Source organism: Marinobacter sp. Hex_13, from assembly GCF_001566815.1.
GTDB classification, from domain to species: Bacteria; Pseudomonadota; Gammaproteobacteria; order Pseudomonadales; family Oleiphilaceae; genus Marinobacter; species Marinobacter salarius.
Map to the genome: position 1 here is coordinate 1 of NZ_LSMM01000048.1, position 24,371 is coordinate 24,371.

Consider the following 24,371-nt stretch of genomic DNA (forward strand, 5'->3'; position numbering starts at 1 on the left):
CAAAGCCGGAGGCCTGCCAGACCGCCGCCATCACAATGGTGTAGATGGCGAAGTCGGAATTCACCAGCCAGTCGAAGCTGAAGGACGTCCAGCCCCAGTCGTGCATCAGTTTTTCCAGGCCCAGGCGCGGGTTAAGAATCCAGCGCCAGACGGTGCCGGTGACAATCATGGACAGCGCCATGGGATAGAGATAAATAGTCCGGATCGCGCCTTCCTGGCGGATGCGCTGGTCCAGAAAGATCGCCAGCACCACACCGATCAACAGGCAGATGCCGATAAAGAGCCCGCCAAATATCGCCAGATTCCATGAAGCGACGATCCAGCGCTCGCTCTCCATCAGCTTGGCGTATTGCTCAAGGCCGACGAAATTGTAACTGGGCAGGAAGCTGGAATTGGTAAATGACAGCACGCCCGTCCATAGCATGTAGCCATAGATCCCGATGCCAACCAGCAGGAAGGTCGGGGCCACCACCAGTTTGGGCAACCAGCGCTGCAGGCCATCCATCAGGCCAGACGATGCCCTGGCCACCCCGGTGGGGCGACGTTGAGTGTGTTCCATGAGGAATCCCCTGAAGAAACCCGAAGGCCGCCCATCGGGCGGCCTGATACGGCATTACATGGCGGACTGGATGGCGGCTGCCAGCTGGTCCGTGGTTTTTGCCGGGTCCGGGTTGTTGGAGTTTACGAAGTTGGTGACCACATCGAAGATCTGGCCCTGGATGTAGCTGGTGGTCGCCAGGCCGTGGGAGAAGCTTGGCACCAGACCGCCGTCATCCGCGCTGGACTTGAAGGTATCCATCGACGCCTGGGCACAGGTATCGAAATCACTCATGTCCATGTCGGTACGAACCGGGATTGAGCCCTTGTTCTGGTTGAACAGGGTCTGGAATTCCGGTTCCAGGATGGTTCGGGCGAGATCCTTCTGTGCCTTGATATCCTCCTCCTCGGACAGCGTGAACATGGCGAATGAGTCCACGTTGAAGGTGAACTGCCCGGTTGTGCCCGGGGCCGGCGCGCACACGTAATCCTCTCCTGGCGTCAGACCTGCGGCGGTGAATTCGCCCTTGGCCCAGTCGCCCATAATCTGCATGGCGGCCTCACCTCGAATGACCATACCGGTGGCAGTGTTCCAGTCGCGGCCCGCGGCATCGTCATCGACGTAGCTCATGACCTTGGCGAACTGTGCAAAGACCTCTTCCATTTTGTCGCTGTTGATCACGTCCATGTCGTGGTCGACAAAAGCCTTGCGGTAATCATCGGGGCCAAGCTCGGCAAGTGCCACGGCATCGAACACCGTTGCGTCCTGCCACGGCTGTCCACCGTGCGCCAGGGGAATGTAGCCCTCGGCCTTGAGCTTGTCGGCCACCTCGAAGAACTCGTCCAGCGTAGTGGGAACCTCAACACCAACATCTTTCATGACCTCCGGGTTCACCCACAACCAGTTCACCCGGTGGACGTTCACGGGCACAGCCACGTACTCGCCTTCGTATTTCATAACGTCGGAAATCATTGGCGGTATGAGCTGATCCCAGTTCTCCGCCTCAGCGACGCTGTCGAGGCTGGTCAGAAAACCCAGCTCCGCCCATTCACGAATATCCAGGCCCTTGATCTGGGCGGCAGCAGGAGGATTGCCAGAAACGGCGCGGGTTTTCAGGACGGTCATGGCGGCTTCACCACCACCGCCGGCTACGGCAAAGTCTTTCCAGGTGTGGCCCTAGTCTTCCATCATTTTCTTGAGGGCAGCCGCAGCACGCGCTTCACCGCCGGCGGTCCACCAGTGCAGAACCTCAACTTCTCCGGCCTGAACGGCCGCTGTTGGCATCAGGGCGGCAGAGACCGCCAGAGCTGTAAGATGACGCTTGAACGATTTCATATCATGACTCCTTATTCTTGTCGTGGAGACGTTTGTCAGGCTTAGAACCAGACTTCCATCTGGGTACCAAAGGTCCACTGGCTTCCGCCAAAGTCTTCCTGCCCCAGGGCATCGCCACCGTCGTAGCGGTTGAGCTCGTCGTCCCAGGTGGAGTAGGTAGCAAAAACCCGAATTTCCGGGCGGTTCCAGAAGCCGCCGACTTGAGGCTTGAAAGTCGGTGCAATGGTAAAGCGGGCGTAGTCACCATCCACATCACCACGGCCTTCGTAGCCTTCGGTTTGCAGGTCCATCACCTGCCAGGAGGCTTCGTACTGCATTTCAAAGTTGGCGCCAAGCTCATTGGCCAGGCGGGTGTTGAAGGTCAACCATTGGTACTCGTCCCCTTCCACATAACGGTCTTTGCTGGTTTCCGCCATGATCGCCGGGGCAATGCGCCAGCTATCACCCAGTCGGGTGGTGCCGTAGGCGGCGATTCGTGTGCTGGCGGCATCTTCATGCAGGTTGCCATCGGCACCAATGTTCTTGACCTCCGCGCCAAGCCCCTGGCCATGCAGCAGCGCCACCTTGAAGCTGCCATCGGAGAGTCCGAAGAAGCTGTCGCCGTGGTAGGCCAGCATGGTATGCACACCGGTGTCGGCCGCTTCCATAACACCATTGACGATGCGCTCGTCGTTATCCGCAGCGGACATGCCGCTGATCAGCCACTCAACGTTACCGAAATAGTTATTGGCGGTAAGAATCAGGTTGTCGGTGTCGGAAGTGCCGTCAGTGGTGGTGGGGTCGGAGGGGAAGTCCAGGAAACTGCGGCCATAGAAGGAAAAGTTGGATGTCACTGACTCGCTGAACGTCACGTCATAGATACCGGCGCCGGTGCCTCCCAGGAAGACGATATCGCTGTCGAGCCAATGGATGTCGAAATCCAGGTCGCGATCAAAGCGCTTTCCGGCCCAGATCGAGGCGTCCTCAAAGATACCCGTGAAGCTGGCCAGGTTACTGAACTGGACATAGGCCTGCCGCACGTTCAGGGCGCCATCATCAGCAGTCCAGTCGTTGCTGGAGGTTGTAGCGTCGGCAATCATCAGGCGGTAGTGAGCCTTGGTGCCGTTATCCGCCACGGTTTTGTAGTTGAGGATGGCCTCGAGATAGGTGTCCGGCTCGTTACCCAGCCGACCCACGGCCCCACCAACAGAGCCGGCGGGGGTCAGGTAGGGGCCGCCGGGGGCACTTTTACCATCGCTGTTGAGCAGCAGGCCCGAACGGGCGTAGGTGTTGAAGGAGAAGCCCTGCTCACCCTTGGCATGGGGTTCGACCTCAGCCAATTGTTGCTCCAGGGCGGACAAGCGTTCTTCCACGCTCTCCTGGGCATGCGCCTGGCCGGCAAACAACCCCAACGACGCCACGCCTACCGCGGCTGTCAGTCTGTGAAGAGGCTTGGCGCCCAGGATCAGGGCAGAACGATACGTTTTATGGGTATTCATAATGACTCCTTGTTTTTGTTGTATTAGCAATATCGGAGTCTATGGCAATACCTCGGGGAGGAACGTATCAAACTGAAAGGCCGATGTAACACGGTTGTTACATGCCACCTCAATGTCGGGGCAGCGTGAGGGTGACGTCCAGGCCACCGCCTGGCCAATTCGCGATTTCAAGGTCGCCACCATGGCTTTGGGCAATGTTACGGGCTATGCCGAGACCAAGCCCATGCCCTCGCCGGTGTTCCTGACCCAGGCGGTAGTAGGGCTCGAAAATCCGTCCAAGTTCGGCCTCCGGAATACCCGGCCCGTAATCCCGGACGTGGATCATCAACTGCTCTGGGGAGTCCTCCACACTGATGGTCGCAGAGTCCCCATACTTGACGGCATTGTCCACCAGGTTACCCAGGCATCGTTTGAGCGCCAGTGGTTTGCCGCGATAAGCAGCGCAGTTTCCTTCCACGACCACCCGCGGGCTCTCTCCTCCATACGCTTCCGCCATTCGCCGTAACATGCCGTCAATATCGACCAACTCCACGTTTTCATGGATGTCGGTGTCCTTCATACCCTGCAAGGCCCCCTTCACCAGCAATTCCAGCTCCTGAAGGTCGCTCTCGAATCGCTCGCGAATGTCGGCATCGTCAATCAGGTCGGCGCGCAGGCGAAGCCGGGTTATCGGGGTTTTCAGATCGTGGGAGATTGCGCGGAACAGCTGATCCCTGTCGCTGATGTAACTTTGTAGCCGCCGATGCATGGTATTGAAGCCACGGGTTACCGCCACAATTTCCGCACTACCCTGTTCTCTCAATGGTGATCGGTGTTCATCCAGCGGCAAGTCCCGCGCTGCCCTGGCCAGCTTGTGCAATGGTCGGGTCTGGCGACGCACCAGCCAGGCCAGCACCGGGAACAGAACCCCTATCATCACCAGGATAAACACGATCTGCTGGCCCGGGATGCTTTCATCATCCAGCGAGACATAGGGCGCCGGCAACAGCGAAGCCAGGTACAGCCACTCTCCTGTGGCTATCTCCACCTGAGTCACCAGAACGGGCGGTTTGATGGGTTCCAGCGTCAAAGCATAGTGGGCCCAGGATTTCGGCAACGCATCCAATGGCAACTGGGTATTCAGTATTCGCAGGTCATCGGGGTGAACAAATTCCACGTGCAGATTTATCGATTTGCCCAACCGGCTTTTCAACACCGCCACGACTTCGTCGGTCACCAGCCGCTTGCGTTCACTGTCAGGCAACGCACGCATATCGATGTGTTTGTCGTTGAGGGAGACAAAAAAGCGGGAGCCTCCCATATCCCGCAGCTGGTCCAGCACAATATGCCGGTATTCCAGTGGCAGGGACTTGAAGAACTGCGTTGTTGCCGCCGCTGATGAGGCCAGGTTGCGGGTGGTGCTGACCAGGCCCTCCACCTGCTGGGCGCGAAATGTGCCCACCCAGATCACGCTGGAGGCGATCTGGGCAACGCCCATGGCCAGCAGAGTCAGCAACAGAATGCGTCCGAGAAGCGACGAAGGCACAAGACGCCAGACTTTGCGGCCAGTTTCTAAGGCTCCCTCGTTATTCCGCGCCATGGGTCACCGTTGCCGCCAGCAGATACCCTGCCCCTCGCACCGTTTTGATCAGCCTGGGGCTCCGCCCCTGGTCTCCCAAGCGCTGGCGCAGGCGGCTGACCGCTACATCCACCACCCGGTCCAGCGGCATGGACTCCCGCCCCCGGGTAACGCCGGAAATGGTGTCACGGTCCAAGACTTCATTGGGGTGTGCCAGGAACAGTTGCAACAACGAAAAATCCGCGCCGGACAACGGCGTGGCCTCTCCCTGGTCCGAGATAAGCTCATGGGCCTGGGTGTCCAGCCGCCAGCGATCAAAGCATACGAACCGGGGATTGTCCGCACGATTGAACCCGGAGCGTCGCAACAGTGCCTTGACCCGGGCCTGCAACTCCCGGGCGCTGAAGGGCTTGGCCAGGTAGTCGTCGGCACCGATTTCAAGGCCGACCACACGGTCGGTTTCGTCCGAGCTCGCGGTCAGCATGATGATCGGCACCTGTGAGTGCTCACGAATCTCACGGCACAGCGTGAAGCCATCGTCGCCCGGCAACATGACATCAAGGACAATCAGATCGACCCGTGCCTCTGACAGAGTGCGGCGCATACTGTCGCCCTCGGCCGCGGTCATGACATCGTAGCCGACACGAGACAGGTGCTCATGCAACAACTCACGGATTGCCAGGTCGTCGTCAACAACCAGAATCGATGTTTTTACATCAGACATTCATAAGCCTTTATTGTTATTCATTCGAGCAGGGAGATGCCTGAACTTTGTCGGGCCGCTGTCAGACAAAATAACGCAAAACCCACATCCAAATGCTAGTCTTCAGTCAGCATTGTCAACAAAAGGGATGACACGGTCATCATGGATCTTCGGCCTATGGCCCTGAGCGTACTCGGCACCCTAGCTGTTTCCGTGTGCCACGCCGGGCCTCCCACACTCACTCTCTACACATTTGAATCCCCGCCTTACCAGATGTCTGCACAGACAGCGGATGGCGTAGCGAATGTGGTTGGCGAAACCGTAGATACCGTGACCTGCGCGGCCAACCAGGCCGGCTGGTCCACGAACATTCGGCTCGCTCCCCAGAACCGGGCTGCGCACTCACTCAGCCGCAATCTCATTGACGGATACTTTGCCATAGATCCGTCCACAGAGCTGGATATCACGGCAAAAAGAAGTGACCCGGTATCGCTGGAGAAGTGGTACCTTTTCAACACAGAACCCGGCCCCATCCCAGCCACCGCCCGTATCGGCGTTGTCGACGGCAGCAACGAGAAAGCCTGGCTCGAAGCCAATGGTTATAACATTTTTCTGAGCGTGTCATCACCAAGCCAATTGCCAGCCCTGCTCAGGCGCGGGCGAATTGACGCCGCTCTGATGGATGAGCGAACCATGAGTGGCCTGCAACACATGGAGGGTACGGGTTACAACGAGTTGAACGCACACTTTCTTCGCTACGCGCCGCTGTATCTGTATATGAGCGAGAATTTCACCGCCAACAACCCGGGCTTCATCTCAAGCTTTAACCGCTATCTACCCGGGTGCATGGAGGGGCAGATTACACTCTCCGCGGAGGAGGACAAGCGCATAAGGCAATTGGCGGAGCGGCTGTTCAGCGAGCTCGACAGCATGCTGGACCTGCAACAAGCCATTGATGCCGGCCCACGCCTCGAAACCCTGGCGGACGTACTGACCTTCGACAGCATGTGGCAGGCACGGGCACCGGAAAAGGCAACCGACCTTGCCACTACCATACTTGAGTTGCCGGGATCGCGAACTCTGAATGCCTGGACGCATACTCACCCGGAACTGGTCACCGAGGCATTGCTCTCCAATAACATGGGCACTCTGGTCGCCATGAGCCAACTCACCTCGGATTACTGGCAGGGGGATGAGCCAAAGTTCAACGCTGTCGTATCAAACATCCGCTCCGGTTTAACCGGGCTGGAGGCCATGTACCTTTCGGACATTCGATACGATGCCTCGACGTCCCGCTTTCAGGTGACGGTCAGCGCCCCCGTTGGGCCCATTACCGACAAGCTGCCAAAGGGCGTTATCTCCCTTGGACTCGACATCGAAGAGGCGCTGGCGAACAGCCGGCCTCACTGAGACTACGGCGGGCCGATTTCGCAGGCCAGCACCAGCGCCCAGAATTCCGAAAAGTCATTGACCACCACATCCGGCTTATCCGGATGCTTGTGAGTGCCCGGAAAGATCCGGTTCAGCCAGGGCAAATCCCACTGCGCACCGTTGAAAAACACTGCCGTCATGCCGGCGCGTTTGGCGGCTATCACGTCTGTGGTGCTGTCACCTACGTACCAGACGCTCGGGTCTGGCGGGTAATCCAGCTTCTGCACGGCAAGATAAAGCTGATCGGGATGAGGTTTTCTCAGCGGCGTGTCGTCTCCACAGACGTCCACATCAAACAGATGCGTCCAGCCGGTGTCCTCTACGGCGGCCAACTCATGCTCGAAGAATTCCCGGTCACGATTGGTAATAACACCCACCTGAATATTGATCCGCCGAAGTCCCTCAAGAACGGCCCGCACCTTCGGCTCAAAGGCTTTCACCGTGCCGTAGTGCTCGCGGTAGTGACGATTGAACGCTTTGTGGGCGATCTGCTTGGCCTCCTGATCCTCCCCGAACAAGACCTCGAAAATATCGGTGCGCGAAATCTTGCGGTCGGCCCGAACCTTGGGGTGAAGCTTGGCAAACTCCCGCACGTAAGCCACCAGCCGAGCGTCTTCCGGTGTCTTGCTGTCTTCCGGCGCCAGCATACGGCTGACCAGGCCCAGTTCCTCGAATTCCGGGAACATATCATCCACCGCGTGATACATGGCGTCCAGGGTATCCACCAGCGTGGCGTGCCAGTCAAACAACACCACCGACGGGCGGATCAGGCTGACCACGGCAGGATGCCAGTCCGGCTCAATGCGGGGCTGTGGCGGTTCCGGCCGCGGGTAGGGCCGTGGCCGGACTTCCGCCGGAGTGGCCCGAAACGCCTTTGGCTGATGTCGCTCCAACAACGCCAGCAGGTCTATGAGGTCTTCGAAACTGTCCAGTATGGCGGCCGGAGCGTCGCGGTAACTGAACCAACTGTCAATTCGATCCGGCTCCCAACAGGCGCCGTTGTAGAAAACACCCGATACCCCGGCACGGTTGGCCGTGAGCATATCCACGTAGCTATCGCCCACATACCAGGCCTGTTCGTCGACTGGCAGCCCCAGTTTCTCCAGCACGCGGGTAATCACTTCCGGGTCGGGCTTGTACTCGGTGACATCGTCGGCGCACACCGTAGCGTCAAACAGGTTGCGCCAGCGCCCCTCGTCCACCATGCTCAGCTCCTTGTCCAGGAACTCCCGGTTGCGGTTGGTGGACACCGCCAGCTGGATGCCCATTTCCTTCATGGCGGTCAGGTACTCGTAGGCGCCCTGCTGGAAGGGCCGTACCTTGCCGAAGTATTTCCGGTAACAATCGTTGTAGGCTTTATGGGCGACAAGCTTGGCGTCTTTATCGTCGCCAAAGATGGCGTTGAAGATGTCGGTGCGTGATACCCGCCGTTCCGCCAGAATGCGCGGGTGCAGCCGTCGGAAGATCCGTATGTAACGGACCAGGCGAGCATCGTCTGAGGTGCGACATTTGTCCTCGGGCAGCAGCCGGTCCACCAGGCCCAGGTCTTCCAACTGCGGCAGCATCTCTTCCATGGCGCTGAACATGGCATCGTGCGTATCCACCAGCGTGCCATGCCAGTCAAACATCAGCACCGAGGGTGCGGGCAGTCCATCGCTGAATCGGGCCATAATCAGTTTCCCGTTGGTTTCTTCGCGGTCTCCACGTGAACCACCCGCCCATTACGCAACTTGACGATGCGGCGGAACTGGGTCTTTCCAGTCTCGTACAGCCACTCTTCCACAGGCACCAGTTGATCGGCACGGTAGTGGCCGGCGACCGTTGATCCACGGCCAACGGGTTCCCAGGTGACCCGCCGGGAAAGCGGCTCACCGCAATAGGCCACCATTTCGAATTCGCTGAGCCCGCTTTGCAGCCGCGCCGGAGAGCAGTCACCGGCACTGTCGCCGGCGAAGCCATAGCCCAGGCTGTGCTCATGCCGGAGCTTGCCATTCCTGAATTCAAGGCGGCGAATAAATCCCTGTGGGCCGGGGTTGTAGTACCAATGCTCGACTTCGCCCACAACACCTATTCCGGGAACGGTGGCCGTTGGGTAGGTCGCTACGTAATCCGGCGCACCGCAGCGCTCTTCAACCTCCACTGGCCAGTCGCCGACGTCCACCAGTGACGAGCCACAGCGAAAAGCACCATTGGCGGCACCCGGCAAGGCAGCCAACCCCGGAAGAACCAAAAGCAACAACACTCTGATTGATAACGGCAACCGCATACCCTTCCTCCCCTGAACGCTCCTAACCTTCCATAGTAGAAGCATGAAAAGGAGTTGGGCACCCGTAAATCGTAAAAAACACGTAAACAACCACCGTCTGATCCTCGGCAATCAACGTTCACTGTTCAAAGGATCACGACTCATGGCCGGTTGGTAGTGGACTTTTCAAACGGTAGCCTCGCTCGAAGATGTTTCAAGGGCCCCTCCATATCAACGGTTGAAATACATCTTAAGACCCCAACGGATTTGTTTATCTACCGCAAAAAGGAGGACACATATGGCACGCCCACAAGACCTGTTTCCGACACGCCTCGAACGCAAACTTGGCATGTTTGAGCGACTGGATCTGTGGTACACACCCCTTCGGAGCGCCTGTCTGACGGCCCACTGTCCGCCAGACAGGTGCGAGAGTTCGATGAGAGGGGGTTTCTGTTTTTTGATTCCTTCTTCTCCAAGGACGAGATGGACGGGTTTATCAAAGAGCTTAAAGACTACGAGGACGATGACGACCTCAAGCTGTCTGAGGGCACCATCCTTGAGCCCGGAAAGGAGGAGATTCGATCCATCTTCGGCATTCATGACATTTCGGAACGCTTTGACCGGCTGACCCGTGATGCTCACCTGCTCAACATCGTGCGTCAGTTGCTGGACAGCGAGGTCTACATTCACCAGTCGCGGATCAACTACAAGCCCGGTTTCAAAGGCAAGGGGTTCAACTGGCATTCCGATTTCGAAACCTGGCACAGCGAGGATGGCATGCCGCGCATGCGCAGCCTCAGTTGTTCCATCGTGATGACCGACAACAACGAGTTTAACGGCCCGTTGATGCTGATTCCGGGTTCCCAGAAGTATTTTATCCCCTGCGTCGGTCGCACGCCGGAGGACAACTACAAGGAATCCCTCAAGAGCCAGGATCTCGGGGTGCCGGACGCCGCCAGTCTGACCCGGTTGATGGACGAGAACGCCATTGAGGCACCGAAGGGCCCACCGGGGTCGTTGATCATCTTCGAGTGCAACACGCTGCATGGTTCCAACGTGAATATGTCGTGCTGGCCGCGAAGCAACCTGTTTTTCGTTTACAACAGCATTCACAATACTCTGGAAGAGCCTTATTGTGGCAATAAACCACGGCCTGAATTTCTGGCCAACCGGAAAAATCTGGAACCATTGAAGCCGGTCAAGAACCCATAACGGTCTTGGCGGACAAACGGCAGGCGAACAACCATGAAAATTGGCGAAATCTCGAAAACCACAGGCATTCCGGTAGAAACCATTCGCTACTACGAAAAAATCGGGCTGGTGCCGGCACCCGACCGCCTGGCCAGTGGCTATCGCCAATACCGGCAAAGCCACCTTGATCGCCTGCTGTTCATCAAACGTTGCCGTAACCTGGATATGGCACAGGACGAAATCCGGGAGCTCATACGCCTGGCCGACCAGCCGGACTCTGATTGCAGTGAGGTGGATGCCCTTCTGGCTCGGCACCTCAGCCATGTACGCGAGCGTTTGCAGGAGCTTGAAAGCCTGGAAGATACCCTTGAACAACTGCAGCATGCCTGCTCCGAAGGCCGTACAGTCAGCGAGTGCGGCATCCTCGGCGGACTGACTTCGGAGCCGGCCCATGAAGCGTCCTCCGGCAACCACAACCATATTCCCGGCACTCACGGCTCTCGCTGAACACCAATTTCGCGACGGGGTTTGACTCTGTAGTAGCTACAGGGTTTTTAATGAATACAGTCTCACATAAGGAGGTATTCATGGCCTGCAGTAGCTGCTCCGCCCCCAACCCAAAATCCCCCGCTCCAGGCTTTCGAAAGGCATTGTGGATTGCGCTTTGGGTCAACCTTGCAATGTTTCTGGTGGAAGGCATCGCAAGCCTTCAATCCGGGTCGGTGTCGTTGATGGCCGATGCCATCGACTTCTTTGGCGACAGCGCCAACTACGTGCTGTCCCTGACCGTACTTTCCATGGGTATGCTTTGGCGCGGCCGGGCCGCCCTGGTGAAAGGTATTACGATGGCCGTTTTCGGTGTCATCGTACTCGCCCGGGCCATCTGGGTACTTCAGAGCGGCATCACACCGGAGCCGCTGACCATGGGGGTCGTGGGCCTTATGGCACTGGTGGCAAACGTCGTTGTGGCACTGATACTGTTCCGTTACCGGGATGGCGATTCAGACATGCGCTCGGTGTGGCTGTGCAGTCGCAACGATGCTATCGGCAATGTCGCTGTCATGGTGGCCGCCCTGGGGGTATTTGGTACTGGCACTGCGTGGCCTGACCTGGCCGTGGCGACCATCATGGGCGGCTTGGCTATTACCGCGGGTGTCAGCGTAGTGCGTCATGCCCGGAAGGATATTGAAGGCGCCAAACAGGCGTCAGTCAGTTCCGCCAGCCCGGAAGTCCGATAACTCGTACTGGCTGGCCCACACGGCCCTGACCACGAAGGCCTGCCGCGAATACTGCGGCCACAAGCCACCACCAGGAAACGGAACCGCCACCACCACCGCCTCCGGAATCCGAGCCGGTGGCTTCCGGCGTGCCTGATGTCGGTTCAGCGTCGTCCGGATCTCCCGTCGTCCCAGACTCATTGTCGGTAACCGCAATTTCCGTCAGTATCGAATCGTTTATCGGCCGGATATCCTTAACGTCACCGCTGTTGCTGGCCAGACTCACATTCTGCAGCAAACTGAAAGTTGGGCGATCGCCGGCAACCGCGTGAACGCTGAGCTGAAGCCCCGTTCTAGCCTGTATTTCACCACAGTCATAGGCATCGGTGCCCAGCAAGGTACAGGCTGCGCCACCTACACTGACGCCCAGCAAGCGCCCCTCCTGATCACCGATAGCCCCGGCAACGACAAGGCCGTCTGCTGGCTCGGCAGCCCGGCGATACGCAATGTCGAAATGCGCCTGAAACGACGACTGAGCCTGAACCTCACTCGGGTTTCCGGAGACGGCGGTGAGCCCCGCATCCGCCGGGAAGTTAAAACATTGTTCGACCGAATTTAGCTGGGAAATCCTGTTGGCGATGGCATCGTCGGAGCACTGGGAAAACTGCGTGGCCGAGGACACCACATAAGGGCTCATGATATTTACGCCTTCATCGCACCCATTATCTGGCGAGTCGTGGCTTGCCCCCAGGTTATGGCCAATCTCGTGGGCGATCACAACCGCAGTGGTTGCGTTAGAGTTATAAGCATTGGTAATACCGGAGGCATAGCCTTGCGAGTAACACACCGTACCAACCCACGCCAGACCTGCCGTGGAGCCAGCAAAATCGCGACCGCTGATCAGGTGAAATATCGACCGTTCGCTTTCCAGGAACGGTAAAATTCGGGCGCCTCTCCGGGCAGTTACGTCGTCCAGCAGGGTTCCCGCATCCGTGGTGCTGTCGAACGTCCCCGGCCCGGTGAACGTCAGCGATAAGGTATCGAACACAATCCCGAACTGATCGGCGTAGAAGCCCTCCACCATATTCAGTATGGCTCCTGCACGGCCCTGGAAGTCGCCCGGGAAGCGATCCAGGAACTGCTGGTCAAACGCCAGCTCAAGTTCCAGCATCAGGCAGGCGCCGTCTACCTTGTTTGCGCAGAGTGTGTCGTAACTGGCGGAGACCGCCTGCGCCATGGCACGACCGGTCAAGCTTTGCGGAGTGATGAATGTTCGGCCATGGAGATGATCAAGACCGCACTGCGGCGCCTCCAACTGGCTGGTACTAAAACTGGTCACCCGACTGGCACGAGGGGCATCGCCGATGGCATGCATGCGCCCGAAAACGTACGCCAAGCCTTCCCAGCCGCTGTCCAGGCGGGAAACCCTCACCCAACTGCCCGGGTATTCCGGGAAGTGCCCTTTATAGTGAGTGCCGGCAAGGTCGGAATCCCGGGCGTTGTCCACCCGCAAGTTCTCCTCCAGCACCGCTGCGTACTCATGGCCGTCGATCCAGATATCACGAACCGTGCTGGTGTCCGCAACCACAGGGGTTACAGCAAGGAGCATAAGGGTGATTATGGCCGCAACAACCTGTATAAACTTGAACTGCATTGAACATCCCTGTTTTGTTGTTTTGAGGGGGTGCACAAAATCTAATCACTTCGCAAGCAGGGCACCAGGCGTTTTGCGTAACGCCGTGTATTTATGACACACACACGATCACCACAACTATTCCCTTGCTGGCCGAGATTCACGGTACTGGCAGCGCTGCTGGCGGCTGCATTCCTGTGGCCGGCAAGCGCTCTGGAATGGTCTCGTGAGGGTATTCCTGGCGGCGAGTACTGGCGGCTGCTCACCGGCCACTGGACCCACCTGGGCCTGAACCACCTGCTACTCAACCTGGCGGGGCTACTGGTAACCGGCCTGTTGTTCACAAGGCATCCACCCCTGCCGAGCTGGATAAGCTACCTGATTCTCTCCCCTCTCGCCATCTCTTCAGGTCTGTTTCTGGCGGCGCCCGAGGTTGACTGGTATCGGGGGTTTTCAGGCTGTCTTCATGGGCTTCTGGTGTTTACGGCCTTGTTCAATATCAAAACGGATACCCGCTGGAGCATCACCATACTGGCATTCATTCTGCTGAAGATGGCAACGGAGGTGTTTCTATACCCGGCGGTTGGCGAAAACCCATTGATTGGGGGCCATGTCATCGTCCAATCCCACTGGCTTGGCGCGCTCACCGGCCTGATAGCGGGCTTGTTCACCTTACGCACCGCTCCCCGGGTTACGGCATAACCAGGGCCACCATCACCGGAATAAACGCCAGGGCAAACAAGGTGCTCAGCAAGGCGGTACCGGCGGCCTGTTTTGGCGCGGTGTCCAGCAGCGTGGCTATGACCACCGTATTGGCGGCAATGGGCGTTATGGAAATCAGGAAAATCGCCTGGTAGACGGCCAGGTTATAGATACCAAAGAAACGGGCATCCAGCCACCAGAGCACGATGGCCGCCAGCGGCCAGGACACGAACTTGCCGAAGAACGCCAGGCCGGTAAAACGCGGGTTGCCCGCCAGCCCGCGGAAACTGAGAATCCCCATGCCAATAATCATCATGCCGAGGACGCTGTAGGCCCCACGAAGGTTGTCGAAAAGCGGCGTGAAAACATCCGGGATGGAAAATCCGTTCAGGTTCAGCACAACCGCCAACATAAAGGCGTAGACTGAAGGCAGCCGCGCCACCCTCACGAGGGAATCCTTGAGGCTGTATCGTCCCCGGGCGGCCAGATAGAAGCCCACGGAATTCTCGAACAGCGTCGTACCCAGCATGCACACGATATAAAGCGCCAGTCCTTCCTGACCAAACAGCAGCAATGCCACCGGTATGCCAAAATAACCGGTATTGCCCGTGCCCACCGACAACGGAATAAGACTGGCACTGCCGTCCGAAATTATTCCGCGGGCAATCCTCATGTGCGCAAAACCGAGCACCGAACACAGCGTAAAAACCAGTAGTGGCAACAGGATCACTTCCGTCGAGAGCGGTGCCGCCATAACGCCGGAAAACACCACAGAGGGCGTTACAATGTAGAGCATGATACCGGCGATGTGTTTACCGCTGGCCTGAAGATAACGCCCGGCAACCCAACCCAGGGCAACCGTGATATACAGGGGGAGCAGTTTGTAGAACAGTGCGAGGGCCGCGGCCATGCTGACTCCGGTACAGGGCAAGAAAGGCACCGAGTTTAACACCAGCAGGAATATTGATTCAGCCGCTAAGACAAACTGGTTTAATTTATTTTGAATGTACCTATCCAGATGCCAAACTCCGACAACCGACTCAGCCAAGGTGCTCCCATGAAACAGGAACCGATTGCCAGCTCATCGCCCCCCTGCATGCTGGCAGAGCGACACCGGGATATTATCTGGCATGAGCCCGCGCCGGAGTCCCATGCGTTACTCAGCGGGCTCAGCCACTGCTTTGGCATTCATCTGAGCAACGACAGCGACAACCCCCAACAGCGCTTCGTCAGTGAACTGGGCGGACTGTTCCAGAAATGCCGGGTGGACGCTGAAACCGATCTGGAGCGACACAACCGCCCCTGGGGTAACGTGTACCTGATCCAGCACGGTGTGCTTCGACTGTTCCGGGAATCACTGGCGGGAAAGGTGGCCATCCACCATTTTTTCACGGAAGGGGATCTGATCTGGCCTGTCTTTGGCAGAAGCCGAACTTCCCGCAACACCCTGTGCCTCACAGCCGTTACCCCCGCAACACTATGGGTGGCCGATTTTTCCGCGTTCCGGGCAGCAGTCCAGGCACAGGGGGATGGCGCCTGGGAAAAGTTCGCCATTGTGCTGACGGAGGAAGTCGCCGAACTGACCAGCATGAGGGAGTTCCGCAAGCAAACCATGCCGGCCCAAGAGCGTTACCGGCTGTTGCTGGACGAGTATCCCGAGCTGATCAAGCGGGTGCCGGACAACCAGCTGGCGTCGTGGCTGGGCGTGGTGCCGGCAACTTTCTCAAGGCTGAAGAAGGCCACCGGCAACGGCCGCAGTTCGGGATAATCCGTCGAACAGCGTTCTTACAGGCTCGAGCTGAACAACACGTCACACTTCGTCTATTGCGTACACCTGTACGCTGAAGTACCGTAGCGGCATGACAGAACCGAACCAGGTACCCATGAAAGCTCGCGAGAACCCCGAAGAATCCGTCCATCACCGTATCGAGGAATGGCTGAACAGTGCCACCCACGGCCTCGGCGCCCTTCTTAGCGTGATCGGCACGGTTGCATTGATCGTCGCGGCCAGCCAACTGGGTGATGTCTGGAAGGTTGTAAGCTTCAGCATTTTTGGCGCGTCCCTGATCATGCTTTACCTGGCATCGGCGCTTTACCATGGTGCTCGCCATCCCCGGATGCGAGCGCTGTTCAAGACCCTGGATCACTGCGCCATCTTCGTGCTGATCGCCGGCACCTACACCCCTTTCCTGCTGGTCAACATGCGCGGTACCAGCGGCTGGACCCTGTTTGCCATCATCTGGTCCCTGGCGGCTACCGGCGTGGTTCTGAAAGTCATCTTCCAGAACCGCTTCAAACTGGCACGTGTAGGTATCTACATTGCCATGGGTTGGCTGATCACCTTCGCCTCATCGGACCTGGTAGCGAGCATCAGCGAGACAGCCCTCTACCTGACCATCGCGGGTGGCGTGGTCTATACAGCCGGCGTCGGCTTCTACCTCGCGGACCGCATTCCCTACATGCATGCGGTATGGCACCTGTTCGTCATCGGCGGCAGCGCCCTGCACTTCAGCGCAATCTACTACGGCGTCCTGCCCCATACCCTTTGACAGCGTGACTGTGCCATAACGGCCAGACGAGCCGGATTTTGGTTATACTGTATAACCTCACCATGTCGGGAGCCGAGCGATGGCAAAGTGGCTGGTCAAGACCGAACCGTCCGAATGCAGCATTGATGACTTTGAGAACGCGAAGGATCAGACCATCCCCTGGGACGGAGTGCGCAACTATCAGGCGCGAAATTTCCTGCAGGAAATGGCCGAGGGGGACGACGTGCTTGTTTACCACTCCAGCTGCAAACACATTGGCGTGGCAGGGATTGTCCGCGTCGTCACGTCCGCCTATCCGGACCCGACCCAGTTCCGGGAAAACTCGCCCTACTACGACCCCAAAAGCACACCGGACAAGCCACGCTGGCAGGCCGTTGATATGGCCTTTGAGAAAAAGCTGCCGCGACTGATCCCACTGGATGAAATCAAGTCCCTGCCGGGGCTTGATGGCCTGGCGCTGATCAGGCGTGGCAACCGCCTGTCGGTGATGCCCGTTACTGAAGAGCAGTGGCGGATCATACTCGCCAACGCCTGAGCACAGTTCCCGCTACCCAATCCGGCCCACTCCCTTTAGAATTCAGGCTCCGCGATCGTTATGGAGTTGCTGTTTTCCCATGTCTGCCCAACCAAGCCCCACAACCGGATTCGAACAACTGCGCCGCATTGAGTCCAGCCGGATATTCCAGAGCGTGGTTATCGGCATTATCATCCTGTCGGCGCTCACCATTGGCGCAAAGACCTATGAGCTTCCGCCACTGGTGGAGGGTTCCCTTAGCGTGATGGACAACGCCATCACCTTGTTTTTCCTGATAGAAATCCTGTTCCGTTTTGCTGCCTGCCCCAACAAGAAACGCTTTCTGATGGACGGCTGGAACCTGTTCGACACACTGGTCGTGGTTGGCAGCCTTATTCCACTGGACAACTCCGACGCCGTGCTGCTTGGCCGATTGTTGCGAGTGTTCCGGGTGTTGCGCCTGGTCTCTGTGGTGCCAGAGCTGCGATTCCTGATCAACTCTCTTCTGAAAGCCATCCCGCGCATGGGCTACATCGCCCTGTTGATGTTTATCATTTTCTACATTTATGCGGCCATGGGCTCAATGTTCTTTGCCGACGTGGACGAGACCCTTTGGGGCGATGTCGCCATAGCCATGCTTACTCTGTTCCGGGTGGCAACCTTCGAGGACTGGACGGATGTAATGTATGCCACGATGGAATCCTACCCGCTCAGTTGGCTCTACTACCTGACGTTCATATTCCTGACGGCGTTCGTATTCCTCAACATGATGATCGGGGCGATCCTGGAAGTCATGAGTGAAGAACAGAACGCGGAGCAGGCCCAGAAAGCCCACGATGAACGGGACGAGATCGCACGCCAGTTAAAGGCGGTTCAGCAACAGCTGCAGGAACTGACGAAGCAGGTATCCGAAAAATCCGGGGGGCGCTGACCTCCGGAGTCGTTGGCCAGGGTGGCGTCGCCATGGCGAAGTGGAAAATCGTCACAGAAAATTTGTGCCCGACTGCAAACTGCAACCAATGGTCAATAGCCTTAGCGGTAATACCAGCTAAAGTATAAGAAACCATTTTGTAACAGGAACACTGGCATTATGACCCCTGATCACTTTACCAAGGCCGATCTGGAAGCCTGCGGACAAGGCACGCTCTTCCCCGGCAAGATGCGACTGCCCATCAATGAAATGCTGATGATGGACCGCGTTACCCATTTCAGCGAAACCGACGGGCTCTATGGCAAAGGCAGCATCGTTGCCGAGCTGGACATCAACCCGGACCTCTGGTTCTTCAAGGTTCATTTTGTGGACGATCCGGTCATGCCCGGCTGTCTGGGCCTGGACGCCATGTGGCAGTTGGTGGGCTTTTTCCTGGCAGCCACCGGAGGTGAAGGCAAGGGGCGCGCGCTTGGAAGCGGTGAGGTGAAGTTTTCCGGCCAGGTGCTACCCACGAACAAACTCGTGCGTTATCACCTCGACATCAAACGGGTCATCCGCCGCAAGCTCACCATGGCCATTGCCGATGCCCGTATGGAAGTGGATGGCCGGGAAATATACACCGCCAAAGACCTGAAGGTCGGCATGTTCAATTCTACGGATGACTTCTAGGAGCCATTAAATGCGTCGTGTTGTTATTACAGGCATGGGAATCGTCTCCAGCCTCGGAACCAATAAAGACGAAGTAACCCGGTCCCTGCGGGATTCAATACCTGGCATTGGCTTTAGCCAGGAAGCCAAGGACAACGGTCTGCGCAGCCATGTGTGCGGACAGATTGACCTCAACCTGCCGGAACTGATTGACCGCAAGCTGATGCGCTTCATGTGCCCGGCCTCGGGCTACACCTACCTGGCGATGAAAGAAGCCATTGAGCAAGCCGGGCTGACGGAAGAGCACATCCGCGCCAACTCAACCGGCGTCATCACCGGTGCTGGTGGTGCGTCAACGGTCGAGCTGATGGATGCGATCGATACCCACCGCGAGAAAGGCATCCGCCGGGTAGGTCCGTACCGTGTGCCACGCACCATGGGCAGCGCCATCAATGCTTCTCTTGCTACGGCATTCGGCATTACCGGCATCAACTACGGCATTACCTCCGCCTGCGCCACCAGCGCCCACTCCATTGGCCACGCCGCCGATATGATTGCGCTGGGTCGCCAGGACGTGATGTTTGCCGGTGGTGGTGAAGACATCCACTGGACGCTGAGCCTGATGTTCGATGCCATGGGTGCGCTCTCCACCAAATACAACGACACTCCCGGAAAAGCCTCCCGCACCTATGATCGGGATCGGGACGGTTTCGTGATTTCCGGTGGCGGCGGCATTCTGGTACTGGAAGCCCTGGAGCATGCAGAAGCACGTGGGGCCAACATCCTGGCCGAACTGGTCGGCTTCGGCTCAACCTCTGATGGCGCCGATATGGTGGCGCCCAGCGGCGAAGGCGCCATTCGCTGCATGCAGCAGGCGATGAAAAACGTTGATGGCGAGATCAGCTACGTCAACACCCACGGCACCAGCACGCCGGCGGGGGATGTCACCGAACTCAAAGCGCTGAAGGAAACCTTTGGCGACAAGATACCGCCACTGAGCTCAACCAAGCCACTTTGCGGCCATGCCCTGGGCGCAGCCGGTGTGCACGAAGCCATCTACAGTCTGATCATGCAGCGGGGGAACTTTATTGCTCCGTCTGCCAATATCGAGAACCTGGATGAAGGCGCCGAAGGCTACCCCATCGTGAGAGAGCGGCAGGACAACGTGGACCTGCCTCTGGTGATGAGCAACAGCTTTGGATTCGGCGGCACTAACGGCACGCTGATCTTCAAGAAAGCCTGACCACCAGGCAACAAACCGCCGGGGCATGCACAAATTTGCGGCCCCGGCGTTTTCAATATTCCTTAAGCAACCCGCGAGCGGTAGGCTCCTGGCGATTTACCCATCCAGCGTTTGAACGCACGGCTGAAAGCACTGAGTTCGGAGAACCCGAGCTGTTCAGCGATTTCCACCAGGGGCTTACTGCGATCCTTCAGGTAGGCCAGCGCCCGTTCACGCCGGATGTCCTCAAGCAACGCAGCAAAGGTCAGATTTTCTTCTTTCAATCTTTTATGGAGCGTGTGCCGGCTCATGTGCAGTTGAGAGGCAACAGCCTCCACCCCTACCCGACCTCGCTCCAGATGCCCGGCAATCAACGAAGTCACTCGCGCACTGAACGGTGCCATAGCCGCGCGGGGCTTCATCGGTTCTGAGTGCATGTCACGGTCTCCTGATCATTCCCTGCAGGCACGCTTTACCTGCGCCGGTCAGCGTACACATGTTAGCCGAAAATAACCATATTGGGCTTTAGTCGCAGACAGGAAGACACGCACCGCCTAAAGGCACAAATAGCCTGGCTATCGACTCGATTACCGCACCCTTAGTGCCACAAGGGTCGATTAAGGTATAATCACGACACGCGCAATTTAATACCTGACTATTTTACTCTGGTATTGTATACTCACTCACCAGAAGAAACGGATATTGCCCTTGATTTTCAACAGGGCCGCACCCAATCCGTCATCCAAAAACCGATTGCAGGGCGCACCCAGATCTGGGGCGATCACTGCGACGCATGAATTTATGACATCCGCCCGGCAGCCCTGAACACGAGACTACCGGCGACACCAGGGGCTGCAAGGCCCGAGATGAGAGAATACGGAGCGACGATCATGGCGACCACCGATAAAGAGGTGAACGAGCTGATCAAACGGGAATACGAACACGGTTTCGTGACAGACATCGAAGCCGACACGTTCGAGCCCGGCCTTAACGAAGACGTCATTGCCCGCCTTTCCGCCATCAAGAAAGAGCCGGAATGGATGCTGGAATGGCGCCTGAAGGCCTACCGTCGCTGGCTGGAAATGGACGAGCCGGACTGGGCACACGTGGGTTACCCGAAAATCGACTACAACTCGATTTCCTATTACTCCGCGCCCAAGCGCAAGGAAGACATGCCCCAGAGCCTCGACGAAGTCGACCCTGAGCTGCTCAAGACCTACGAGAAACTGGGCATTCCACTGCACGAGCGTGAAAAGCTCGCCGGCGTGGCTGTTGACGCCGTATTCGACTCCGTTTCGGTGGCGACCACCTTCAAGGAGCCGCTGGCCAAGGCTGGCGTCATCTTCTGCTCCATTTCGGAGGCCATTCAGGACTACCCGGAACTGGTGAAAAAGTATCTGGGCTCTGTGGTTCCTGCAGGCGACAACTTTTTTGCGGGCCTGAATTCCGCCGTGTTTTCAGATGGCACGTTCGTGTACGTACCCAAGGGTGTTCGCTGCCCCATGGAACTGTCCACTTACTTCCGCATTAACGCGGCCAACACCGGTCAGTTTGAGCGCACCCTGATCATCGCCGAGGACAGCAGCTACGTCAGTTATCTGGAAGGCTGCACCGCGCCGATGCGCGACGAAAACCAGCTTCACGCTGCCGTTGTTGAACTGGTGGCCCTGGACGATGCACAGATCAAATATTCCACGGTGCAGAACTGGTACCCGGGCGATGAGAATGGCAAAGGCGGCATCTTCAACTTCGTCACCAAACGTGGCGCCGCTATTGGCAAGAACTCAAAGATCTCCTGGACCCAGGTTGAGACCGGCTCTGCCGTCACCTGGAAGTACCCGAGCTGCGTGCTGCGCGGTGACAACAGCGTGGGCGAATTCTACTCGGTGGCACTGACCAACAATTACCAGCAGGCGGATACCGGTACCAAGATGATTCATCTGGGCAAGAACACGTCCAGCACCATCATTTCCAAGGGCATTTCCGCCGGCAAGAGTTCCAACGCCTATCGCGGGCTGGTGAAGTTCGGCCCGGGTGCGGAAGGTGCACGTAACTACACCCAGTGTGATTCGCTGCTGATCGGCGACCGCTGTGGCGCCCACACCTTCCCTTACATCGAGAGCAAGAACAAGTCGGCCATCGTTGAGCACGAGGCAACCACCTCCAAGGTCAGCGACGAGCAGATGTTCCTCTGCCGCCAGCGTGGCATCGACCCGGAGCAGGCGGTTTCCATGATTGTGAACGGCTTCTGTAAAGAGGTGTTCAAGGAGCTGCCGATGGAGTTCGCCGTGGAAGCTGGCAAGTTGCTTGAAGTCAGCCTTGAAGGGTCCGTTGGTTAAGCCCAGGCTCATATACAGATTTTCAGATTCCAGTTTTCAGATTATAGAGAGACGCCAGAAATGCTAAGCATCAAGAACCTGCACGCATCCGTTGAGGGTGAAGAGATCCTCAAGGGCATCAACCTGGAGATCAAGGCCGGGGAAGTTCACGCCATCATGGGCCCCAACGGCTCAGGCAAGAGCACCCTGTCCCAGGTGCTGGCAGGCAATGAGACATTTGAGGTAACCCAGGGCGAAATCAGCCTGAACGGCGAGAACCTGCTGGACCTTGAAACCGAAGAGCGGGCTCGTGAAGGTATTTTCCTGGCGTTCCAGTATCCGGTGGAGATTCCCGGCGTCAGCAACCTGCAGTTCCTGCGTACCGCCGTCAACGCCATGCGCACACACCGTGGCGAGCCGGAGATGAACGCCGCGGAGTTCATGAAGCTGGCCAAAGAGGTTTCCAAACAGGTGGACCTGGACCCGGCGTTCCTCAAGCGCGGTGTCAACGAAGGCTTCTCCGGTGGCGAGAAGAAGCGCAATGAGATTCTTCAGGCGCTGTTGCTGCAGCCAAAGCTGGCCATTCTGGATGAGACAGACTCAGGGCTCGACATTGATGCCCTGCAGGTGGTTTCCAAGGGCGTAAACGCCCTGCGCGCCGAAGACCGTGCCATTCTGATGGTGACTCACTACCAACGCCTGCTGAACCACATTGTGCCAGACCATGTTCACGTACTGGCCGGTGGCAGGATCGTCAAATCCGGGGGTCGAGAGCTGGCCCTCGAGCTCGAAGAGCGTGGCTACGGCTGGCTCGGCGTGAAAGACGAAGAAGCCACCCCCAGTGCAGCCAGCTAAGGAGGCTGTGGAATGAAACCAGCACCAACCATTTCCAGCGCCTTCCTCGAGCCGGGCGGGCATTCGCTGCCCGAACCGTTGCTTGAGCTGCGCAAACAACGGGGTACGGCACTGGTGGATATGCCATTGCCCACCCGCAAAACCGAAAACTGGAAATACTCCAGCCGGCACCTGAAGCTGACCGACGAACTGGCCAACACCCTGCCCGCGACCGGCAAGGATGGCTATAGCTTGTCGATTCCCGGTTATCGCGTGGTGTTCCATAACGGCGTGATGATTCCAGAAGCCTCGGACTTTCCGGACCTGGACGGCATCCGCATTCAACGTTTCGCCGATCTGGACGATGACGAGGCCGCGGGCCTGGCCGAGCGCCTGGACAACACACTGGACACTCGTGCCGTACAGATGGCGCGACTGAACTCCGCCCGCTTTGAAGACGGCCTGTACATCCAGCTGGACAAGGAAGCGGTTCTTGATCAGCCCCTGTTCATCGTGCACGAAGTAACCGGCACGGCTTCAGGCTCGGCGTACCCGCGTATTTATGTGGATGCCGCACGTCACAGTCAGATTACGGTGGTAGAGGAATATCTCTCCAGCGGCGAGGAGCCGGTCATGGTGGATACCGTCACCGAGTTTGTATTGGCAGACGGGGCCCAGGTCACGAATGTGCGGCTGGTCATGGAAGGCGAAAATGTACAGCACATCGGGGCTACCGGTGTTCGCCAGGCCGCCAACTCCCGTTTCGAGAGTCACTGCGTGGGCTTCGGTGGGCCACTGCGTCGCCATGACCTGCAGGTTCGGCTGGAAGGCGAAGGCGGTGAGTGCAAGCTGAACGGCGTGGTTGTCACCCAGGGCAAGCAGCACTACGACAACCATACCTCTATTGAACACGTGGCCGCCCACTGCGACAGCGAAGAAACCTATCGCAACATCGCTGCGGACGAATCCCACGCCGTGTTCAATGGCCGCATCCATATCCATGAGGATGCCCAGAAGTCCAACGCGAACATGAACAACAAGAACCTGTTGCTCTCCACCGGTGCTGAGATCGATACCAAGCCCGAGCTGGAGATTTACGCGGACGACGTCAAATGTGCCCATGGTGCGACCATCGGCCAGCTTGACAGGATTTCCCTGTTCTACCTGGTATCCCGCGGCATCGGGCGTCGCGAGGCCAATACCCTTTTGACAATGGCCTTCATTAACGAACTTGTTGAACAGATTCCGGTTCAGGCGGTCAAAGACGCTGCCCAGCTCCGGCTGAATGAATTTTTCGATCAGACGTTTCAGGAGGCCTGACCGG

At 57.9% G+C, this 24,371-nt stretch carries 23 protein-coding genes and 1 pseudogene; 14 read left to right on the plus strand and 10 right to left on the minus strand.

Annotated elements, in window-relative coordinates; genetic code table 11:
• From AXW11_RS12300 to AXW11_RS12320, 5 genes and pseudogenes are all read right to left on the minus strand, one after another.
• Positions 1 to 559, minus strand: a 559-nt coding sequence (locus tag AXW11_RS12300) for a carbohydrate ABC transporter permease (RefSeq protein WP_502690967.1), incomplete at its 3' end; no start/stop codon positions are given.
• Positions 560 to 613: 54 nt separating this feature from the next.
• A pseudogene (locus AXW11_RS12305) lies at positions 614 to 1,873 on the minus strand (ABC transporter substrate-binding protein).
• A 41-nt stretch (positions 1,874 to 1,914) separates the two neighbouring features.
• Entirely contained in the window at positions 1,915 to 3,351 is a 1,437-nt protein-coding gene (locus tag AXW11_RS12310) for a carbohydrate porin (RefSeq protein WP_198324904.1), read from the minus strand.
• 109 nt (positions 3,352 to 3,460) lie between these two features.
• Positions 3,461 to 4,930: an ATP-binding protein gene (locus tag AXW11_RS12315; protein ID WP_091642907.1), complete on the minus strand. Its 1,470-nt coding sequence runs from the start codon at positions 4,928 to 4,930 to the stop codon at positions 3,461 to 3,463.
• The gene (locus tag AXW11_RS12320; RefSeq protein WP_091642905.1) at positions 4,917 to 5,633 is read right to left on the minus strand and encodes a response regulator; all 717 of its coding nucleotides are present in this window, start codon (positions 5,631 to 5,633) and stop codon (positions 4,917 to 4,919) included. The genes AXW11_RS12315 and AXW11_RS12320 overlap by 14 nt, the downstream gene beginning before the upstream one ends.
• Positions 5,634 to 5,774: 141 nt before the next feature.
• Between AXW11_RS12320 and AXW11_RS12325 the strand changes: the two genes are divergently transcribed.
• Positions 5,775 to 7,022 (plus strand): substrate-binding periplasmic protein, encoded by a 1,248-nt coding sequence (locus AXW11_RS12325; protein WP_143071150.1) that lies wholly within the window; start codon positions 5,775 to 5,777, stop codon positions 7,020 to 7,022.
• 2 nt (positions 7,023 to 7,024) lie between these two features.
• Here AXW11_RS12325 and AXW11_RS12330 read toward each other — a convergent pair whose 3' ends face one another.
• Both AXW11_RS12330 and AXW11_RS12335 read right to left on the minus strand, forming a co-directional pair.
• A complete protein-coding gene (locus AXW11_RS12330) occupies positions 7,025 to 8,713 on the minus strand; it encodes an HAD family hydrolase (RefSeq protein ID WP_036208863.1) in 1,689 nt (562 codons plus the stop codon).
• 2 nt (positions 8,714 to 8,715) lie between these two features.
• On the minus strand, positions 8,716 to 9,309 hold the full coding sequence (locus AXW11_RS12335; protein WP_036208860.1) for a DUF2845 domain-containing protein: 594 nt from the start codon (positions 9,307 to 9,309) through the stop codon (positions 8,716 to 8,718).
• Positions 9,310 to 9,657: 348 nt separating this feature from the next.
• Here AXW11_RS12335 and thpD point away from each other — a divergent pair, with 348 nt between their 5' ends.
• The 3 genes from thpD (at position 9,658) to AXW11_RS12350 (ending at position 11,717) form a co-directional block, all read left to right on the plus strand.
• Entirely contained in the window at positions 9,658 to 10,500 is an 843-nt protein-coding gene (thpD, locus tag AXW11_RS12340; protein WP_309599031.1) for an ectoine hydroxylase, read from the plus strand.
• Between the two features lie 33 nt (positions 10,501 to 10,533).
• On the plus strand, positions 10,534 to 10,986 hold the full coding sequence (cadR, locus tag AXW11_RS12345) for a Cd(II)/Pb(II)-responsive transcriptional regulator (RefSeq protein WP_085679212.1): 453 nt from the start codon (positions 10,534 to 10,536) through the stop codon (positions 10,984 to 10,986).
• Positions 10,987 to 11,066: 80 nt separating this feature from the next.
• Positions 11,067 to 11,717, plus strand: coding sequence for a cation efflux transmembrane domain-containing protein (locus AXW11_RS12350; protein WP_041334016.1), 651 nt, complete (start codon positions 11,067 to 11,069; stop codon positions 11,715 to 11,717).
• Here AXW11_RS12350 and AXW11_RS12355 read toward each other — a convergent pair.
• On the minus strand, positions 11,689 to 13,350 hold the full coding sequence (locus AXW11_RS12355; protein WP_091642899.1) for a M12 family metallo-peptidase: 1,662 nt from the start codon (positions 13,348 to 13,350) through the stop codon (positions 11,689 to 11,691). The genes AXW11_RS12350 and AXW11_RS12355 overlap by 29 nt on opposite strands.
• A 93-nt stretch (positions 13,351 to 13,443) precedes the next feature.
• Here AXW11_RS12355 and rrtA point away from each other — a divergent pair, with 93 nt between their 5' ends.
• Entirely contained in the window at positions 13,444 to 14,031 is a 588-nt protein-coding gene (gene rrtA / locus AXW11_RS12360; RefSeq protein ID WP_091642897.1) for a rhombosortase, read from the plus strand.
• Here rrtA and AXW11_RS12365 read toward each other — a convergent pair.
• Positions 14,021 to 14,941 (minus strand): AEC family transporter, encoded by a 921-nt coding sequence (locus tag AXW11_RS12365; RefSeq protein ID WP_036208847.1) that lies wholly within the window; start codon positions 14,939 to 14,941, stop codon positions 14,021 to 14,023. The genes rrtA and AXW11_RS12365 overlap by 11 nt on opposite strands.
• A 147-nt stretch (positions 14,942 to 15,088) precedes the next feature.
• On the opposite strand from AXW11_RS12365, the gene AXW11_RS12370 reads away from it, so the two are divergent.
• The 6 genes from AXW11_RS12370 to fabB all read left to right on the plus strand — a co-directional run bounded on the left by AXW11_RS12370 (position 15,089) and on the right by fabB (position 19,916).
• The gene (locus AXW11_RS12370) at positions 15,089 to 15,799 is read left to right on the plus strand and encodes a Crp/Fnr family transcriptional regulator (RefSeq protein ID WP_036208845.1); all 711 of its coding nucleotides are present in this window, start codon (positions 15,089 to 15,091) and stop codon (positions 15,797 to 15,799) included.
• Between the two features lie 91 nt (positions 15,800 to 15,890).
• On the plus strand, positions 15,891 to 16,580 hold the full coding sequence (gene trhA, locus AXW11_RS12375; protein WP_081899296.1) for a PAQR family membrane homeostasis protein TrhA: 690 nt from the start codon (positions 15,891 to 15,893) through the stop codon (positions 16,578 to 16,580).
• A gap of 79 nt (positions 16,581 to 16,659) precedes the next feature.
• Positions 16,660 to 17,115: an EVE domain-containing protein gene (locus AXW11_RS12380; protein WP_091642894.1), complete on the plus strand. Its 456-nt coding sequence runs from the start codon at positions 16,660 to 16,662 to the stop codon at positions 17,113 to 17,115.
• 79 nt (positions 17,116 to 17,194) lie between these two features.
• Positions 17,195 to 18,025 carry an ion transporter gene (locus AXW11_RS12385; RefSeq protein ID WP_091642891.1) on the plus strand — a complete coding sequence of 277 codons (831 nt, stop codon included), beginning with the start codon at positions 17,195 to 17,197 and terminating at the stop codon, positions 18,023 to 18,025.
• Between the two features lie 159 nt (positions 18,026 to 18,184).
• Positions 18,185 to 18,694 carry a bifunctional 3-hydroxydecanoyl-ACP dehydratase/trans-2-decenoyl-ACP isomerase gene (gene fabA / locus AXW11_RS12390; protein WP_007153372.1) on the plus strand — a complete coding sequence of 170 codons (510 nt, stop codon included), beginning with the start codon at positions 18,185 to 18,187 and terminating at the stop codon, positions 18,692 to 18,694.
• A gap of 10 nt (positions 18,695 to 18,704) precedes the next feature.
• On the plus strand, positions 18,705 to 19,916 hold the full coding sequence (gene fabB / locus AXW11_RS12395) for a beta-ketoacyl-ACP synthase I (protein WP_091642888.1): 1,212 nt from the start codon (positions 18,705 to 18,707) through the stop codon (positions 19,914 to 19,916).
• A 62-nt stretch (positions 19,917 to 19,978) separates the two neighbouring features.
• Here the strand turns inward: fabB and AXW11_RS12400 are convergent, their stop codons facing one another.
• The gene (locus tag AXW11_RS12400; RefSeq protein WP_041334002.1) at positions 19,979 to 20,332 is read right to left on the minus strand and encodes a helix-turn-helix transcriptional regulator; all 354 of its coding nucleotides are present in this window, start codon (positions 20,330 to 20,332) and stop codon (positions 19,979 to 19,981) included.
• A gap of 453 nt (positions 20,333 to 20,785) precedes the next feature.
• Here AXW11_RS12400 and sufB point away from each other — a divergent pair, with 453 nt between their 5' ends.
• From sufB to sufD, 3 genes are read left to right on the plus strand one after another with little or no spacing between them, the layout of a single operon-like run.
• Positions 20,786 to 22,234, plus strand: a complete 1,449-nt coding sequence (gene sufB / locus AXW11_RS12405) for a Fe-S cluster assembly protein SufB (RefSeq protein ID WP_075194399.1) — start codon at positions 20,786 to 20,788, stop codon at positions 22,232 to 22,234.
• A 60-nt stretch (positions 22,235 to 22,294) separates the two neighbouring features.
• A complete protein-coding gene (sufC, locus tag AXW11_RS12410; protein WP_007153376.1) occupies positions 22,295 to 23,068 on the plus strand; it encodes a Fe-S cluster assembly ATPase SufC in 774 nt (257 codons plus the stop codon).
• Between the two features lie 12 nt (positions 23,069 to 23,080).
• Positions 23,081 to 24,367: a Fe-S cluster assembly protein SufD gene (gene sufD, locus AXW11_RS12415; protein ID WP_091642885.1), complete on the plus strand. Its 1,287-nt coding sequence runs from the start codon at positions 23,081 to 23,083 to the stop codon at positions 24,365 to 24,367.
• Positions 24,368 to 24,371 lie beyond the last annotated feature (4 nt).

What these genes read in the sequence shown, in the direction of transcription:
- AXW11_RS12365 (WP_036208847.1), bottom strand. Translation starts at nt 14,941, where the DNA reads ATGGCCGCGGCCCTCGCACTGTTCTACAAACTGCTCCCCCTGTATATC.
- AXW11_RS12325 (WP_143071150.1), top strand. Translation starts at nt 5,775, where the DNA reads ATGGATCTTCGGCCTATGGCCCTGAGCGTACTCGGCACCCTAGCTGTT.
- sufD (WP_091642885.1), top strand. Translation starts at nt 23,081, where the DNA reads ATGAAACCAGCACCAACCATTTCCAGCGCCTTCCTCGAGCCGGGCGGG.
- sufC (WP_007153376.1), top strand. Translation starts at nt 22,295, where the DNA reads ATGCTAAGCATCAAGAACCTGCACGCATCCGTTGAGGGTGAAGAGATC.
- AXW11_RS12400 (WP_041334002.1), bottom strand. Translation starts at nt 20,332, where the DNA reads ATGCACTCAGAACCGATGAAGCCCCGCGCGGCTATGGCACCGTTCAGT.
- AXW11_RS12385 (WP_091642891.1), top strand. Translation starts at nt 17,195, where the DNA reads ATGTCTGCCCAACCAAGCCCCACAACCGGATTCGAACAACTGCGCCGC.
- trhA (WP_081899296.1), top strand. Translation starts at nt 15,891, where the DNA reads ATGACAGAACCGAACCAGGTACCCATGAAAGCTCGCGAGAACCCCGAA.
- AXW11_RS12355 (WP_091642899.1), bottom strand. Translation starts at nt 13,350, where the DNA reads ATGCAGTTCAAGTTTATACAGGTTGTTGCGGCCATAATCACCCTTATG.
- AXW11_RS12380 (WP_091642894.1), top strand. Translation starts at nt 16,660, where the DNA reads ATGGCAAAGTGGCTGGTCAAGACCGAACCGTCCGAATGCAGCATTGAT.
- fabB (WP_091642888.1), top strand. Translation starts at nt 18,705, where the DNA reads ATGCGTCGTGTTGTTATTACAGGCATGGGAATCGTCTCCAGCCTCGGA.
- rrtA (WP_091642897.1), top strand. Translation starts at nt 13,444, where the DNA reads ATGACACACACACGATCACCACAACTATTCCCTTGCTGGCCGAGATTC.
- AXW11_RS12310 (WP_198324904.1), bottom strand. Translation starts at nt 3,351, where the DNA reads ATGAATACCCATAAAACGTATCGTTCTGCCCTGATCCTGGGCGCCAAG.
- sufB (WP_075194399.1), top strand. Translation starts at nt 20,786, where the DNA reads ATGGCGACCACCGATAAAGAGGTGAACGAGCTGATCAAACGGGAATAC.
- fabA (WP_007153372.1), top strand. Translation starts at nt 18,185, where the DNA reads ATGACCCCTGATCACTTTACCAAGGCCGATCTGGAAGCCTGCGGACAA.
- AXW11_RS12350 (WP_041334016.1), top strand. Translation starts at nt 11,067, where the DNA reads ATGGCCTGCAGTAGCTGCTCCGCCCCCAACCCAAAATCCCCCGCTCCA.
- AXW11_RS12330 (WP_036208863.1), bottom strand. Translation starts at nt 8,713, where the DNA reads ATGGCCCGATTCAGCGATGGACTGCCCGCACCCTCGGTGCTGATGTTT.
- cadR (WP_085679212.1), top strand. Translation starts at nt 10,534, where the DNA reads ATGAAAATTGGCGAAATCTCGAAAACCACAGGCATTCCGGTAGAAACC.
- AXW11_RS12335 (WP_036208860.1), bottom strand. Translation starts at nt 9,309, where the DNA reads ATGCGGTTGCCGTTATCAATCAGAGTGTTGTTGCTTTTGGTTCTTCCG.
- AXW11_RS12370 (WP_036208845.1), top strand. Translation starts at nt 15,089, where the DNA reads ATGAAACAGGAACCGATTGCCAGCTCATCGCCCCCCTGCATGCTGGCA.
- AXW11_RS12320 (WP_091642905.1), bottom strand. Translation starts at nt 5,633, where the DNA reads ATGTCTGATGTAAAAACATCGATTCTGGTTGTTGACGACGACCTGGCA.
- AXW11_RS12315 (WP_091642907.1), bottom strand. Translation starts at nt 4,930, where the DNA reads ATGGCGCGGAATAACGAGGGAGCCTTAGAAACTGGCCGCAAAGTCTGG.